Here is a 15,484-nt window from a genome sequence, read left to right as displayed (position 1 = left end):
TCTAGCTTTTTAACCCATAAAAGCAATTTCTGAGCAATAATTTATCCTATTGTAGAAATTCAATTGGTTGAGATTTAAAGGATTAAAAAAAATGTATGGGGCAATGATTAAAAATATTTGAATAAAATGTTTTTAATCGTACTTTTGTAGCGTTGAAAAACACATGGTGGTTTTAGCTCAGTTGGTTAGAGCATCGGTTTGTGGTACCGAGGGTCGTGGGTTCGAGCCCCATATTCCACCCAAGTTTTTAAAGCAGCTCTGAAAAGAGCTGCTTTTTTTATTTAAGTTTTTTTTAGCGCTTCAAATTTGGCTATCACTGAACCTTAATGGTAACTAAATTCGTCATCCAAGCATAACTAAATGCCCAACGTGAGCCGTAAACTCCGATGTTTACTGTATAACGACCGGCTTTTTGGGGCGACCAAGAGAAGAGTAGTTGTTTGGGTTCGGCAGAGCTGAAATTCAGGCCTTCTGCATGTTGCTTATATACACTTTTACCACTTTCGTCCCATATTTCCATTTCTATAAGGCTATTTACTATGTCTTTGCCTTCATCAACTATTGTAATGTCAATTGGAATCTTCAGGTCTCCAGCAGCAACTTTTTCTGGAACTTTAACCCGTATATTGAATGGTGGCAATGTCAATTTCGGATTCAAGATACCAGCTGCTTTTATTGCCAGCGATTCTAATGGTCCGTTATCCAAATTACTAAGAATAATTAATGTCAGCCCTTCATCTGGAAACCGTTCATAGTCCGAACGGAATCCTGGGTATTGACCGTCGTGATGAATGCGTGTTGTTCCGACAAAGGGTTCTGCATACCAGCCAAGTGCATAATTAAGTAGCACTCCGTTATTTAGCCTGGCGGGCTTCCAGAGTAAACTTTTACGCTCCGGAGATAGTAAATGGGTGGTGTCAAGAAAATTATCCCATTTAACCATGTCATTGATGGTTGATACAAAAGCACCACTAGGACGGACAGCGATCCATTTTTCTGTATTGACCAATCCTTGCTTGGTATAATTGTATCCTGCAACGCGACCAGGGATTATTTCGGAAACCGTTCCTGTACGTGTTTTGGTCATGTTGGCGGGGATAAATAGTTTATTGATAATGAAAGTATCCCAAGGGCTGCCACTCACACGGGTGATGATCTCTGCCAGTATAAAATAGCCTGCGTTTGAATAAAGCCACTTATCCCCTGGCTGAGCATTTAGGGGGATGGTATACATGGATTTGATCACATCCATAATTGCTTGCCGATCATAAGGATGATAATTTTCGGGATCTCTGACCAACCCAGAGGTATGGGTTAGGAGTTGGTAGATGGTCATCTTATTTAAAGGGTCAGGGAGTTCCGTAATATATTTGACGGCAGGATCTTGTAGTGAAAGCCGGTTCTCTTGTTCGAGCAGCAGGATTGCAAATGAAATAAATTGCTTGCTTAGTGAAGCGATCATGAAAACACTTTCGTCAGTAAGGGGTGCACCACTTTCTACATCGGCTATTCCATAAGTTTTAATTTTTGCCAAATGTCCGCGTTTGAGGACTCCAATGGCAAGCCCGGGTGTATGTGTATCTGCCATCCATTTTTTGATAAGGCTGTCCATCCGAATGTGAGTCAATACATTGTTTTCTTGTGCTGCTGCGCTGCAACTAAAAAGTACGACGAGTGAGAAGGTTAATAGCTGTTTCATCATATAGTTGTTTTACGGTTGAACATGAACTGCAACAGAAACTTCGTTTTTGGGTAATTCAACTAAACGACATACAAAAAATAAAAAGGTGACAACAACTATCTATAAAAATCATCTTTTTTAATGATTGCTACAGTCTTTAGGCTAATCTACTTTTATATCATATTATTTTTTTCAATTAAAAAATTCAACCTATATGAAAACATTAAAATATAACACATTTGCAACAGCATCGGGTATAGCATTTGTGCTGTTCCTACTTGCATTGTCTTCTTGCAAAAAAGAGAATGGCACTCCCATTACTGATCCAACACCAAAAGATACTACACTTAAAGTAGCTTCTTTATCTGCCACCACCTTACACTATGGCGACACGCTTAGCATTACTGGCAGCAATTTTTCTACTGTAGTCCTTAATAATACCGTTACTATTAATGAGGTGGCAGCCACTTTGCAATCAGCCACGGCTACACAGCTGAAGATAATTGTTCCTGCTGTGGGAGCTGTTAGCGGTGAAGTAAAAATAAAAACAGGCAACCAGACTGTGAGTGGTGGCAACATTACTTATGTGCCTGATGTATTTGTAGCTGGTTCTCAGGATAATGGCGCACACCCTTTGGCTACCTATTGGAAAAACAGCACTGCTGTTAAACTAAGCACAGAAGAATCAGCATTGAGTTCAATTTTTATAAATGGCAATGATGTGTATGCAGCAGGATGGGAAAGGACTAACAATTTACAATTGGCCAATTATTGGAAAAATGGCACTAAAACCACGCTTGGTACCGGCGCATCTGCTGCCAATAGCATTTCTGTAAACGGTAACGATGTGCATGTTGGCGGCTGGGAAATCATCAACGGATTTGACCTTTCCCGGTACTGGAAAAACGGGACAGGTACAACCATAAGTGTTAATGATCCCATTGTATCGCAGATCGTTACCGGTAATGGCTCTTGTACAGGAATTTATATAAATAACAACAATGTTTATGCTGTTGGAAGTTATCGCAACTCACAGGGGAGGTTTTCGCCCTGGGAATTTACTAACGGGACAATACCAGCTAATACCATTCCCAATAACGATAAGCATTGCTTTGCCAATGCAGTTTTCGCAAGCGGAAGCGATAAGTATGTGGCAGGCAACCAAAACAATGCAACAACAGGCTTGGCTATGGCTACCATCTGGAAAAACGGAACCGCTACAACACTAACCGCAGGTACGGCTTCGGTAGGCGTGGCAACCGCTGTTTTCGTAAAGGGAAACGATGTATATGTGGCAGGATATGAACAGGAAAATTATTATGGTGGCGGGCCAACTTTTGCAAAATATTGGAAAAATGGGGTAGCAGTAAAATTATCAACAACATCATCTAGTGCTACAGGTATTGCGGTTTTTGGTAATGATGTTTATGTATCGGGATGGGAAAACAACGGAGCATACAATGTAGCAAAATACTGGAAAAATGGAGTGGCTGTCAATTTGGGAAATACCACACTGAATTCATCAGGTAATGCTATTGTTGTGCGATAAACAAGGCGGCCAATTAAAAGTTTAAAGTGGCTGTAACTGATGTCATTGATCTGGCCAGCTTGTAGTTACAAAAAAAATCATCTTTTTTAATGATTGACCATTTTTTTATATCAACCTACTTTTATATCACAAAATTAAAAAACAAGGATAATCCGCCAGGGTTTAAAATGGCTTTTTAAAAAGAACAAAATATGAAAGCACTAAAAAAAACGCTACTATTATTTGCTGTTATCATGACAACAGCGACATCGTACGCGCAAACAATCACTATTTACGGTAAAGTAACAAAAGGGGATGGCAGCCGTATTAAAGGCACATCTGTAATGAAAATGTATGAAGACCAGATCATTGTTGTAAATTATACGGGCGGGTCTGATCATACAGCCTCAATAGAAATAGAAGTGCCAACCAGTGCTTGCATTGCAGATTTCAGGAACCTCATCATTGCCACACCACAACAAACTGTAACTGCAAAGCCAGCAGTTAGTACTGCTGTTAAACCATTAAACACAACCATATTGTCAAGTCCTGGAAAAATAGCTACTCAGTCGCTGCAAACATTTCCAATATCAAAAATTGATATATCGGTAACCAATAGGGTTGGCAACAATATGCCTACGCTGGCTCGCCAAATAATTCTGGAAGATGTAAAAGTGGAGAGCTGTACAGACATTGTGGCAAATAATACCAGCAAAATAAAGCTAAAAGCCAATCGCATTGGCTGGATCTATTACAGTCCAGATGCCAAAGGCAATATAAAAATTTCTAGCAAATCTGGTTGGGATACCATTCAGGGGACAGCATGGACAAATTTTTAAAGGCAAAAACAATCCTTTGTTTACCTAATGCTTAATTAAATTTATACCTAAACCAAATTCAAGCGATGAAACGAATAGGTCTATTAATCTTTACCACGTTAATTGCAACGATTGCTTTTTCACAAAGGCCATCTAAAGAGCAAATGGAGGCAGATAGGAAGCGATTGACTGAAGCCATGCAAAAACTCAATGAAAAGACTTCTAAAATGGATCCCAAGGTAAAAAAGGGATATGACAGTCTGCTCAATCAATATGGTGTGGGACAAAAGATGGACAATGCCATAAAACAGGTAAACGAAGGTGGGCCAACAAAAAGTGGCGGTGTTGCCAACGGTCTTATTCCTGCAAAAGACACCAAAGCCATTGCTGGTATTGCTGCTACACCTTCCAGAGTAAACATGGGTGCATTTATCGGCAATACAGGAAATACAACTTTTGCGGCTGTACTTCCTGTTGCAAAAAATAAAGCCAACAATATCTATAAAGACCTGCAACAAAAAGGAGCAAGCATTGATGAAATGGGCAATGCTGCTGCCGCATTATGGGTGGGTGGCCGTACACAAATCGCATTGAGCTTGATGGCACAGGTATGTAAAGATGATGCCAATAACACTGATAATTTGAATAACTATGCAGCTATGTTAACGATGACTGGGGCTCCTGAAATGGCAATCCCTCTTCTCAATAATCTCAATGGACAATTTAAAAAGAATAGTACAATACTCAACAACCTCGGTCAGGCATGGTTTGCCTTAGGTGATGTGGACCAAGCCAAAAAATACCTGGATACCACACTTGCACTTGCCGCATCACACTCGCAGGCCAACCAAACGATGTGTTTGATTGCTCAAGGGAATGGTAATAAAACAGTAGCCATTGCGGCAGCGAAAACTGCTTTCAAACAAGGGTATAGTGGTACAAGAGCAGATCTGTTGAAAAATTTAGGCTACATCCCCGGCATCGGTGATTACAACAATTTTCCACTTGCAAATAAAAATGATGATTTACTTAACCTCGGAGGTTTTGCCATGCCTGCCTTTCCAAAATCAGTAGCAGAATGTAAGGCGATGGACCCAATATGGAAACAATTTCGTGCTGATATTGACCAACGACTAAAAGCATTGCAGAAAACCAGCGATGCGTCAAAAGAGCAAATGCTGAATCAATTAGAGCAACAAAAAAAGCAATTTATGGATGTCATGAACAAAACCTTAGCAAACCCCGGTTCTGTAAGCCAGAGTGAAGCCATGAAAATTGTGGCTGCACCCATGTATGCAAAGAAAATGAATGCAAAAGAAAACGTAGTGTTACAAAACCTGCAACAAAAAAAACAGGCTGCCGCTCAAAGTATCAAGGAATATATGAATGGCGAAGGCGGTGCTTTAAAGAAAAAATACGACGACGCAATGGTTGTTATTAATAAAAAAATGGCCGACGTGGGTGAAGGCGGGAATACCACACTGGACATGATCTGCAGGGAATCGGTAAAAGCATCGGATGCATTTTTAAAACCATACAATACCAAATTGGAAGGGCTGTATAATGATTACCTGGCTGCCGATAAACAACTGCTAAATGAAATGGCTTACTCATCCCTTTATACCACCTATCCAAAATTATTACCTGGCATCAACGCAGGCTTGCAGGCGCAGTGGTTAAAAGACCTTAGTTTAACGCAAAACGGCGGATTCAACTTTGCCAACATTTTAAAATACGATTGTGTGGACGATGCAGAAGGTAAAGGTGGTCGGTTAACGCAGTTCAAAGACCCAAACTGTAGCATCAACAGTGAATTTGGAAGCTCAAAACTCGGCTTCACGATGACGCTTACCTGCAGTGGCTTAACCACCACCGTTAATGCAGGCGTAATCAGCGGCACTTTAAATCAAGATTTAGATCATGCAGGTTTTGGCGATTCCTTTAAGAATTGCACAGTTAGCATTGGACCTAAAGTAAGTGCCGGCGGCAAATTGGGGCCATTACAGGCAAGCGTAAGCGCTGGTGTAGGTGCAGATATTGAAATTGACAGAACAGGTGTAACCGATGTAGTGGTAGCGGGAGGTGTAGAAGCTGCAGCAGGAGTTGGCCCTGCTGGGGCAAGCGCAGGTATGGAAGGAAGAATGAGCCTTAATAGTGGCTCAGGCTCACTAAACGGAACAGGTATCTTTAAATAAATAAACAACAAACCATGAAACAGTTTTTGATCTTTTCAGTAATAGTATTGGGAAGCATTGCAGGTTTTTCGCAAGGAATAAAAAAAATAGCTGATCCATTAACGCCCTGTGGTTCACGTGCAGAAGTTGACGCTATGCCCGGTATTTATACCGACCACAACAATACAATATATGGCTTCAGTTTAAAAGGCACGCCCGCCGAAAAAACTACGATGATGAAAAACCTCATCGCAGCAGAAAAACTGGAAGAAGCCAGCCGTAAGGATTTTAAGTTGACGGGATGTGCCGCCAGAGTAAGTTTTGCCAGGCATGGCAGCAGCAATTACGGCAAAAATGTTTACGCCAGCTATGGGTACAGCATGGGTGTATATGCTTTTGTCTGCAATGTTAACCAACACGCCAGCAAAATCGTAGATGAATACAGAACGGTTTTCAGGGTTGAGTTCAATCCTTCTATAATGCCGGGGGGCGTACATGCTGTAGGTACAGGCGAGTTCAATATGAAAAATGGGAATCCGATGTACGAAATTCCTGTACAAGCAAAAGTGGGCCCCAACTTTGAAAAAGACAAAAGCAACAATCCCAGCCGCGTATCACAATATATTTCAGAAGCAACGCTGATGGTTGCCCGCTCTGATAACTATAAAGATTTTCATAGCGATTTTTTAAAACTCAACAATGGCAATGGCTATGTTGAGCACTGGGAAATGGGCGGCAGGTATGATAATCACGGACCCAATTCGTATCAATTTATAGATCGTCGTTATTTCCTCACCAAACCGGGAGTGCCTTTACTGATCCCCGTTAGCCGCAAGCAATACCTGCAGGATATGCTGGAATATTTTGAAATTGAAAAAGCCAATTTTGAGTACGACAACGCGGAAAAAATTAAAAATATAGGAAATAATACTTCTGAATCTGCAAAAAGAACAATGGCAGCTTTGGAAGCAGATAAACTTGCTTACCCCAAGATATATGAAGCAAAAAAAGCAAAAGTGAATGATCTGCTTGTCAAACAAAAACCGGAATGGTTACAAAAACCGGCAGTGGTAGATCAGGATAGATTGCTAAAAGATGCAAATAAAATCTTGGAAGCTTTGGGTAGGTTTTATGATGCAGAAGGAGAGTATAAAAGTGCCCTGTATGTTTTAAACCCAGCCTATTTTGTTTCCAATAACGGGCAGGCTGCAAAACCTTTGTTGATAGAAGTACAGTTTCGGTATGAAATCACTAAAGATTATGGCTACTCTTCAAGGTTGTTTAACAATTGGGAACAGCATTTTGATATTGGTGCATTGAAAAAAATGTTGGAATAATTATCTAACATCAAATTCAACCCATGAAACGAATATATACATTGATCATTGCTATTTTAGTAACTGCATTCTTTGGGTTGGCCCAACAAGTGCGTGCACAATCTTGCCAGTCATCAAAAGATCTGGAAAACCTTCCTGGTAAACTCTTCCACAAAATAGTTCGAATTACCTACCAAAACCAAACCTGCCGTCAATCTTTATCATAATTTGGGAAATTAATATTTTTTTTATGATGCAGTAAGTAGTTTCCTATTCAAAGCTGTCCTTAACGTATAAGCTAATGTTTGTAATCAACAATAAATTGGTATGATCAAAGGTTAAGTATGAAAAAATTAATACCATCAATATTATTGCTGTTCAGTTACAGTATGCTTTATGCCCAGGACCGGAAAATAACCCTTAATTTAAAAGATAAGTCTATTTTAACGCTTTTTAAGGAAATCCAGTTGCAGAGCGGGTACAACATCGTTTTTAGCGACGAGATAGTTTCAGATACAATGCTTGTTTCTATTTATGCATCACGTTTGCCGGTTTCCAAAGTATTGGATAGCACCCTTTCAAAAAAACAGCTTTTTTATCGCCTGCTCTCCGACAGGATGATCGTAATTGGAAGCATCATGCTTTTGAAAAAGGAAGATTTAGATACACGAAGCACCTTGTTGTCCGGTACCATTGTTAATTCCGAAGACCATGCCGTTCCATTCGTTACCATAGGGCTCTTTGATGGTGCAATGCAGATAAATGGTGCTATTGGTGGTGAGCATGGCAATTTTCAATTTAGGCATACACTTAAGGCCAACAAAGCGTATACATTAAAAATATCTTCTCTTGGTTATGAGGGCCTAAACCTGAATTTTTCTCTTACCGGGAATGAATTGCAGTTAAAGGAATTTGCAAAGTTTAAACTAAAGCCAAAAGCCAGGCAGCTAAAGGAAGTAACTGTTAGTGGAGATCAGAAAGTAATAGAAGTGGATGGAGGGAATATTGTATTTAATGTTTCGAAAAGCATTAGTGCGCATGGGTTAAATGGACTCGAATTGTTGGGCAGGGCACCTGGAGTAACAGTAGGAACGGATAACAATGTTTCGCTTAATGGCAAATCCGGAACATCGATACTTATAGATGGAAAACAGACCTACCTCTCCGGCAAAGAGATAGCCGAAGTACTGAGATCGATGTCGTCATCGGATATCAAATCGATAGAGATCATCAGCAGCCCTAGTGCAAAATATGATGCTGCCGGCACGGCTGGGATCATTAATATCAAAACTTTGAAATCTGTTATTCAAGGTTTCAACGCTGGTTTTACAACAGGTTTCAGTTATGGGCTGAACCTGAGGAGTAACCAGGATTTGTCTGTAAGCTACAGAAAAAACAAAATAAATCTCTATGGAGGCTACAGTCATTTTATAGGCCACTATTCCTATTTGTATGGGGCGGATAGACTTCAGGAAGGGAAGTTCTTCAATAGTTTTACCGATGATACCGACAAACGTAATAGAATGGGTTCCAGGCTTGGGGCCGATTTTGCCATTGACAAAAATCAAACAGTGGGTGTATTGCTAAATGGAAATTTTATTTTTGGAGGAGGGATTACTGATACCAGAACTGAAATTGGTGCCGCAGCAACCACTGAAGTAGATCAGGTGCTTACCGCCATAAACGATTATTATTCTCAACAAACGCAAAGATATAATGTGAACCTAAACTATAAATACGAAGATACTTTAGGTAGAATAATCAATTTTGATGCGGATTATGGCGATTTTACTAAAAGAGCGGGCAATCTGCAATCTAACAGGTATACCGCAATAAATAATGTGGTGCTGAGCGACAATCTGTACCGGTCATTAAATGGAATTGATATCGGTTTAAAAGCTGTGAAACTAGATTACACAACTAATCTTTGGAAAGGGAAACTGGAAACCGGAGCTAAGTATTCATCAGTGTCGGCTGGAAATGATTCCAGATTTTTAGAGGTTCAGGCAAACAGTGAGGTTCTAGACCCATCACGATCAAACAAATTTGTCTATATTGAAGAAATTGCAAGTGGTTATCTCAACTACAAAAGGGATTTGCATAAATGGCAGCTTCAGGCAGGGCTAAGGGTAGAAAATTCTGCTTCAGAAGGAAAACTTGAGGTCATTTCCCCTATTTCGGAAAATGCAAAATCAATCCGCAGAAATTACACCAATCTATTCCCTTTCTTTTCCGCAAGTATAAAACCATCGGCATCGCACACCTTTTCCATCAGTTATTCCAGAAGGATTGACCGCCCTGCTTATCAGAACCTGAACCCATTTATTTACTTATTAGACGAGCTATCTTATTGGCAGGGAAATCCTTTTTTGCAGCCACAATTGAGCCATCGGGCTTTGCTTCAATATGTATATAAAAGCGCTACTATTTTAGGGTTAAGCTATACTTATACTGACAATTTCTCTGTAGAGGTTACAGACACTGTCGATCAAACTAGAATTGTAATGGTTCCCCGTAACCTGGGTGTACAAAAACACGTGGCCTTAACACTTACGCAAACCCTGGTGCCATACAAGTGGTGGAACATAACTTTTAATGGGGCATTGTTCCAAATTTACAATGACATCGACTTTGGGGCAGGTAGAACGCTAAAACTCAGACAAACAGCAGCCAGGTTGAACCTTCAGCAAACTTTTAAATTACCACATCGCTTCAATGCCGAGGTAGTAGGGTTCTACAATTCAAAACGTTTGGCCGGAGCCAATCAATTTGCCCGGGCAACAAGCCAGCTGGATCTGGGTTTACAGCGCAGTTTTATAGATAACAAGGCTACTTTAAGGCTGGTTTTTAGTGATATTTATAAAGGAAGCAAGGCCAGTTCGACACAAAGTGTAGCTGGATTATTTATCCACAACTATAGTTATTATGAAACCAGGCAGATAAAACTAAATTTCAGCTACAGGTTTGCTACAGGAAACTCGAAAGGGCCAAGGAGCAGGAGTTCCGCATTGGAAAATGAAAATGGCAGGATTAAATAAGCAGTTTCGGGAAAACTGATCAAAGAAATTAAATCAGGCCCAGCTTTATAGCCTTGCCAATTAGCATAGCTGTATTTTTTACATTAAATTTTTCTATCAGGCTTTTGCGATGCGTGTTTACCGTTGGAATGCTGATGAAAAGTTTTTCTGCTATCTCGGCATTGGTTAGCCCTTCAGCAATTAACAACAGCACTTCTTTTTCTCTTCGGGTAATCAGGAGCTGATCAGGTGCCGGTATTCGCAATGAACTAAAAGCTTCCTGACTATAATATACTTTGCCTTTTGAAACGGCATTTATGGCTTCCAGGAGTTCTTCTTTGGTCGCATTTTTTAACACATAGCCTGATGCACCGTTATCTATCATGTTTTTGATAATAGCCTGCTGGTTAAATGTACTTAGCCCAAGCACTGCTACAGAAGGATATAGTTGTTTAACTTCCTTACATAGATCTATTCCACTTTTATCCGGAAGATTTACATCCATTAATATCACATCAGGTTCGTGTAACTTAAGAAAACTCAGGCAGGATGCCGCATTGGTAGCATGGCCCATCCAATCAAGCGTTTTTTCATTTTGCAATAAAGAACGAATGCCCTCTATCACCATATAATGATCATCTACTACAAAAATGCCTACTTTCATCGTCATCAGTTAACTATTAATTTCTATCATTACTGAAGTGCCCTTGCCAGGGGCAGATTGCAAATCTATTCTGCCTTTTAAAAACTCCACACGGTTTTTTATATTCAGCCAGCCCATCCCGTCAGATTTTTTTAATAGATCGGTATCAAAGCCATTTCCATCATCCTCTACGGTAATAGCTAATAATTTCCCTTGATTGGATTGATGAAGTTGAACCAGTATATTTTTTGCATGAGCATGTTTAATTGCATTGTTTAATAATTCTTGTACAATACGGTAAATGGTAACAGAGATTGTTTGCGGTATATCTGCCTCATGTACCCCCACCGATTGATAGTTTACACGTAATACACCATTGCGATCAATTTCAGTACAAAACTCCATTAATGCCGTATCAAGGCCGTATTTTAATAAAATTTCGGGCATCATATTATGCGCTACACGCCGCATTTCCTTAATGGAACTATCCAGCATATCCATACTTCTTTCAAAAGCGTTAACATTATCGGGCGTCATTACCATATTCTCCTTCATATTACTTAATGAAAATTTTATTCCGCTCAACATCCCGCCAAGCCCATCATGCAGGTCTTTGGCTAGTCGGGTGCGTTCCTGCTCTTCGCCTTTTAGCACCGCTTCAGTGGCCATAAGTTGTTTTTCAGTTTCTAATTCATCTATTTTGGCTTGTTGTAATTTTCGCCTGTTCCTGTAATTCCGGTAGCTAAGTAAAGAAATAGAAAGCAAGGCTAGGGCACCTGCAAATAAGAAATAAATCAGGTTGTTTTTTTGTCGTAGTTGCGATTGCTGCAATTTTATTTGTGCTTCTTTTCTTGAGGTTTCAAATTTTTTTTCGGTGAAAATGGTATGTTTTGTTATGGCCGTATTTAACAAGCTATCATTAAACATTTCTGATTTGTTATAATAAAAGTAACCCTGCTGCGGTTCCTGTCGGGCGTAGTATAAGCTTGAAAGCAAGGGGTATAGCTTTTGTTTTAAGTTTGGTATATTGTATTGTTGAGTTAAGCGAAGTGCAGAGTCGGCGTATAACTGCGCAATCGCATTGTTCTTTTTCAGCAGGTAATAATAGGCCAGTCCGTATTGTGCTAATCCTTCTTGTTCATGCCAATCATTCGCTTTGGAAAGTTTAAGTGCTTTGGTTACATAGGGTTTTATGCTGTCTGTTTGTTGCGACCGAAGTGCAATTAAGGCAAAGTTTAGTGCTGCTGCTGTCTGTATTTGTTTGTTTCCGCTTGCATTTGACAAAACCACAGCCTTGTTTAAGTAATATTTGGCGGAGTCGTACAGTTTTAACTCAATATAATTTAATCCCAGATTGCTTAATGCTTCTTGTAGCGATGTTTTATCTTTTGATTTTGCAAGAATATCAATAGCTAACAAGCCATTATTTGCTCCTTTTCTGTACTGATGCATGGAATTATACAGCAGTTGGAGTAAATTATAAATATTACCATTGTATTTATGCTGATTGTTTCTGATCAATATATCTCTTGCCTTTTCAATTTGATTTACGGCACTTTGGTAATCTTCGATTAACGAATATGCAATACCGGCATTTAGCATGCTACGGGCAAATTCGGTAGAGTCGGCATTTTTTTTAGCATACTCCACAGCTTCCAAAGCTAACTCTAGTCGATCATCAAATTTCCCATTTAAATAGAGTACATTAGCATAATTGCTATAATAGTCCAGTATCCCTTGCTTATAATTTAGTCTTCTACTTAAAACTTCAGCTTTACGGCAAAATTTTTCTGCCTCTTTTAAATTGCTATTTAGATATTGGTCGGCCAGTGCATAATACAGTTTTACCTTATTGGTGTCATTCTGTATCACTTTAATTTTCTTTAAAAGGCTGTCTACTTTGTCAACCTGAGCATTACATACAAAACAGGTTATAACTGAAAAAAATAGCAACGTTAATTTTCTCATACCCTAATTTACATTTTTCTAACTGCAAATTAAATACAGACCTGGCCTGTTTTATATCCTCTTTTTTAATGATTTTTTAGATGCATACCTATAAAAATCATCTTTTTTAACGATTGACCTGCAAGTATTTCCAGGCTACTTTTAGAAAAAAATAAAACTATGAAAAAAGTAATTTTTATCCTTTTCCTTACCCTTGGTGCAGGAGGGATAGCACAAGCACAGGTTTTGAGTAAACTTAAAGCAAAAGCAAAAGCCGCTACAGAAAATTCAGTTGACCGCTCAACCGACAAAGTTGTAGATAAGGCTGTAAATAAAACCGCAGACAATGTTACAGATAAAGCATTAAACAAAGCAGGGGAAAAATTGACCAATCTATTTAGAAAGAAAAATAAGAAACACACCGACACCCTACCATCTATAGTTCCCGATTCAAACAGAAATCCAGTCGAACCCGGGAAACCATGAAAAACTGATAAGCTTGCTCAATATGCCTGATTATCCCCAGATCTCGTTTGCAGCAGTAAGAATTATGGGCATACCATTAGTGATCATAATGGTATGCTCATGCTGGGCTACATACCCACCACGGTTTCCTATCAAGGTCCAGCCATCTTCCTGCTGTTCTGCATAGCTGGAGTCTGTAGCAATAAAAGTCTCAATCGCTACTATAGAATTCTTTTTGAAACGATCGGTATTGTACCTGTCATAACAGTTCAATATATCATGAGGTTCTTCATGCAGGCTTCTTCCTACACCATGCCCTGCAAGGTTCTTGATCACTTTGTAACCTGCTTGTTTGGCCTGCATTTCTATCAATTTACCAATATCTGCAATTCTTACACCGCCCTTAATCTGAGCAATTGCTTTTTTCAAAATTTGTTTGGACACATCAACCAGGGGTTGTAGCTTATTTAAATCACGACCAAGTATAAATGAGCCGCCATTATCTGCCCAAAAACCGTTTAGTTCTGCCGAGACATCAATATTGATCAGGTCCCCTTCATTCAAAATCTTAGCCTTGGTTGGAATACCATGCGCCACCTCATTGTTTACACTGATGCAGGTCCAGCCCGGAAAACCATAGGTTAGCCTGGGGGCAGATTTGGCACCCAGCTGATTCAGGATATTACCGCCAAAGTCGTCCAGCTCCTGGGCCGACATGCCTGGTGCGGCGTACTCCCGCATTTGCTTTAATGTTTCTGCAACAGCATTGCTTACCTGTTTCATTCCAAATAATTCTTCCTGCGATGTGATTGACATGGTATTCTTTTTGCACAAATATAAGTATTTTAAAGCGGTTGTCCTTTAATTTCCCTTACTTCAACCTTATTGTCAAGTGGTTTTAAGCTATTCAGATAAGTATAAATGGCAGCCAGGTCCTGCTGTGTCATTCCGGCATACATGGTCCATGGCATTGGGGTATTGAGTTCGTTCCTGCCCATGCCTGGCAGTTTAACGGTACTGTCTGCATACATTTTAAATCTTTGTACAAACATGGTTTTGCTCCAGTTGCCCAAACCATTTACCTTATGCATGGTAATGTTTGGCGAGCGCATAATTCCTGCAGGCTGTATAAATTCCATACCACCCCCAAATTCAGAACCAGGTACAATATTGCCTTTATCCATTTTACTATGGCAATCTACACAACCAGCGGCATTTACCAGGTAAGCGCCATATTTCAGGCTATCGCTTGCATCAGGCTTTTTTTGAAAGTCGGCCGCTTTTGGTAATGTTTTATTGATCAGGCTTACCGGAAAATTTAGTTCTGTATTTGGTACCTGGCTTTTTATAGGTTGCAGACTGCGGATGTAAGCAATAATGCTATAAATATCTTCTCTGTCCATTTTTCCGAAGCGGCTGTAACCCATTAATGGGAACAAAGCTTTTCCGTCTTTATTTACACCGGTGGTTACTGCTTTTAATATTTCCCCGTCAGTCCAGCTACCCAGGGCATGCGGGGTAATGTTGGCCGCGTAAATTTTGCCGGGGAAACCCATGTTTTCATCGAAAACTTCGCCACCCTGACCTATAGTACCGGCAACCGGAGGACCCGAAAATAAACTCCAGTTGCGGCTGCTGTGACAGTCCATACAGGCTGTAACATGATTGGCCAGGTAACGGCCCCTTTCCAACCGCTCAGGGGTCACTTCAATTTTTACTGCTGGTGCCTTTCCGGTATCGGGTAGGGCAACATTTACATAGAAGCCTGCAGCAGTGGCAATAACAATCACAAAAAGGACAATTAGCCCTAATATTTTTAAAATTTTCATTAAATGTGTTTAATTTGGTAGTTTCTTATTGCTTTTAAATTTAAATTTAAGTTTAAAGTTCAAAAG

General features: G+C 39.8%; 11 protein-coding genes and 1 tRNA gene. 7 read left to right on the top strand and 5 right to left on the bottom strand.

Features of this window, described 5'->3' with window-relative positions:
• Positions 1 to 165 precede the first annotated feature (165 nt).
• Positions 166 to 241, top strand: a tRNA-His gene (locus PHEP_RS14720).
• Between the two features lie 72 nt (positions 242 to 313).
• On the opposite strand, the gene PHEP_RS14715 is transcribed toward PHEP_RS14720, so the two are convergent.
• Positions 314 to 1,702, bottom strand: a complete 1,389-nt coding sequence (locus PHEP_RS14715; protein ID WP_015808776.1) for a serine hydrolase domain-containing protein — start codon at positions 1,700 to 1,702, stop codon at positions 314 to 316.
• Between the two features lie 193 nt (positions 1,703 to 1,895).
• On the opposite strand from PHEP_RS14715, the gene PHEP_RS14710 reads away from it, so the two are divergent.
• The 5 genes from PHEP_RS14710 to PHEP_RS14690 all read left to right on the top strand — a co-directional run bounded on the left by PHEP_RS14710 (position 1,896) and on the right by PHEP_RS14690 (position 10,555).
• Positions 1,896 to 3,230 (top strand): IPT/TIG domain-containing protein, encoded by a 1,335-nt coding sequence (locus PHEP_RS14710; protein WP_015808775.1) that lies wholly within the window; start codon positions 1,896 to 1,898, stop codon positions 3,228 to 3,230.
• Positions 3,231 to 3,421: 191 nt separating this feature from the next.
• Positions 3,422 to 4,048, top strand: a complete 627-nt coding sequence (locus PHEP_RS14705) for a hypothetical protein (protein ID WP_015808774.1) — start codon at positions 3,422 to 3,424, stop codon at positions 4,046 to 4,048.
• 65 nt (positions 4,049 to 4,113) lie between these two features.
• A complete protein-coding gene (locus PHEP_RS14700) occupies positions 4,114 to 6,222 on the top strand; it encodes a tetratricopeptide repeat protein (protein WP_015808773.1) in 2,109 nt (702 codons plus the stop codon).
• Between the two features lie 14 nt (positions 6,223 to 6,236).
• Positions 6,237 to 7,538, top strand: coding sequence for a hypothetical protein (locus tag PHEP_RS14695; RefSeq protein WP_015808772.1), 1,302 nt, complete (start codon positions 6,237 to 6,239; stop codon positions 7,536 to 7,538).
• Positions 7,539 to 7,861: 323 nt separating this feature from the next.
• A complete protein-coding gene (locus PHEP_RS14690; protein WP_015808771.1) occupies positions 7,862 to 10,555 on the top strand; it encodes a TonB-dependent receptor in 2,694 nt (897 codons plus the stop codon).
• 28 nt (positions 10,556 to 10,583) lie between these two features.
• Here the strand turns inward: PHEP_RS14690 and PHEP_RS14685 are convergent, their stop codons facing one another.
• Together PHEP_RS14685 and PHEP_RS14680 are read right to left on the bottom strand one after the other, a co-directional pair.
• Positions 10,584 to 11,204 carry a response regulator gene (locus tag PHEP_RS14685; protein ID WP_015808770.1) on the bottom strand — a complete coding sequence of 207 codons (621 nt, stop codon included), beginning with the start codon at positions 11,202 to 11,204 and terminating at the stop codon, positions 10,584 to 10,586.
• Between the two features lie 3 nt (positions 11,205 to 11,207).
• Positions 11,208 to 13,145, bottom strand: a complete 1,938-nt coding sequence (locus tag PHEP_RS14680) for a tetratricopeptide repeat-containing sensor histidine kinase (protein WP_015808769.1) — start codon at positions 13,143 to 13,145, stop codon at positions 11,208 to 11,210.
• Positions 13,146 to 13,304: 159 nt separating this feature from the next.
• Here PHEP_RS14680 and PHEP_RS14675 point away from each other — a divergent pair, with 159 nt between their 5' ends.
• Positions 13,305 to 13,610, top strand: a complete 306-nt coding sequence (locus PHEP_RS14675) for a hypothetical protein (protein ID WP_015808768.1) — start codon at positions 13,305 to 13,307, stop codon at positions 13,608 to 13,610.
• A gap of 30 nt (positions 13,611 to 13,640) precedes the next feature.
• Here the strand turns inward: PHEP_RS14675 and map are convergent, their stop codons facing one another.
• Positions 13,641 to 14,405 (bottom strand): type I methionyl aminopeptidase, encoded by a 765-nt coding sequence (gene map / locus PHEP_RS14670; RefSeq protein WP_015808767.1) that lies wholly within the window; start codon positions 14,403 to 14,405, stop codon positions 13,641 to 13,643.
• Positions 14,406 to 14,434: 29 nt separating this feature from the next.
• Positions 14,435 to 15,418, bottom strand: coding sequence for a c-type cytochrome (locus tag PHEP_RS14665; RefSeq protein ID WP_015808766.1), 984 nt, complete (start codon positions 15,416 to 15,418; stop codon positions 14,435 to 14,437).
• Positions 15,419 to 15,484 lie beyond the last annotated feature (66 nt).

It is taken from the genome of Pedobacter heparinus DSM 2366 (assembly GCF_000023825.1).
GTDB classification, from domain to species: Bacteria; Bacteroidota; Bacteroidia; order Sphingobacteriales; family Sphingobacteriaceae; genus Pedobacter; species Pedobacter heparinus.
The sequence above is the reverse complement of the archived record's forward strand: the minus strand, read 5'-3'. Positions and strand labels throughout refer to the sequence as shown.

Excerpts from the sequence above, each read along its gene's own strand:
- PHEP_RS14680 (WP_015808769.1), bottom strand. The coding sequence starts at position 13,145 with ATGAGAAAATTAACGTTGCTATTTTTTTCAGTTATAACCTGTTTTGTA.
- PHEP_RS14685 (WP_015808770.1), bottom strand. The coding sequence starts at position 11,204 with ATGACGATGAAAGTAGGCATTTTTGTAGTAGATGATCATTATATGGTG.
- PHEP_RS14690 (WP_015808771.1), top strand. The coding sequence starts at position 7,862 with ATGAAAAAATTAATACCATCAATATTATTGCTGTTCAGTTACAGTATG.
- PHEP_RS14695 (WP_015808772.1), top strand. The coding sequence starts at position 6,237 with ATGAAACAGTTTTTGATCTTTTCAGTAATAGTATTGGGAAGCATTGCA.
- PHEP_RS14715 (WP_015808776.1), bottom strand. The coding sequence starts at position 1,702 with ATGATGAAACAGCTATTAACCTTCTCACTCGTCGTACTTTTTAGTTGC.
- PHEP_RS14700 (WP_015808773.1), top strand. The coding sequence starts at position 4,114 with ATGAAACGAATAGGTCTATTAATCTTTACCACGTTAATTGCAACGATT.
- PHEP_RS14665 (WP_015808766.1), bottom strand. The coding sequence starts at position 15,418 with ATGAAAATTTTAAAAATATTAGGGCTAATTGTCCTTTTTGTGATTGTT.
- PHEP_RS14710 (WP_015808775.1), top strand. The coding sequence starts at position 1,896 with ATGAAAACATTAAAATATAACACATTTGCAACAGCATCGGGTATAGCA.
- PHEP_RS14675 (WP_015808768.1), top strand. The coding sequence starts at position 13,305 with ATGAAAAAAGTAATTTTTATCCTTTTCCTTACCCTTGGTGCAGGAGGG.
- map (WP_015808767.1), bottom strand. The coding sequence starts at position 14,405 with ATGTCAATCACATCGCAGGAAGAATTATTTGGAATGAAACAGGTAAGC.
- PHEP_RS14705 (WP_015808774.1), top strand. The coding sequence starts at position 3,422 with ATGAAAGCACTAAAAAAAACGCTACTATTATTTGCTGTTATCATGACA.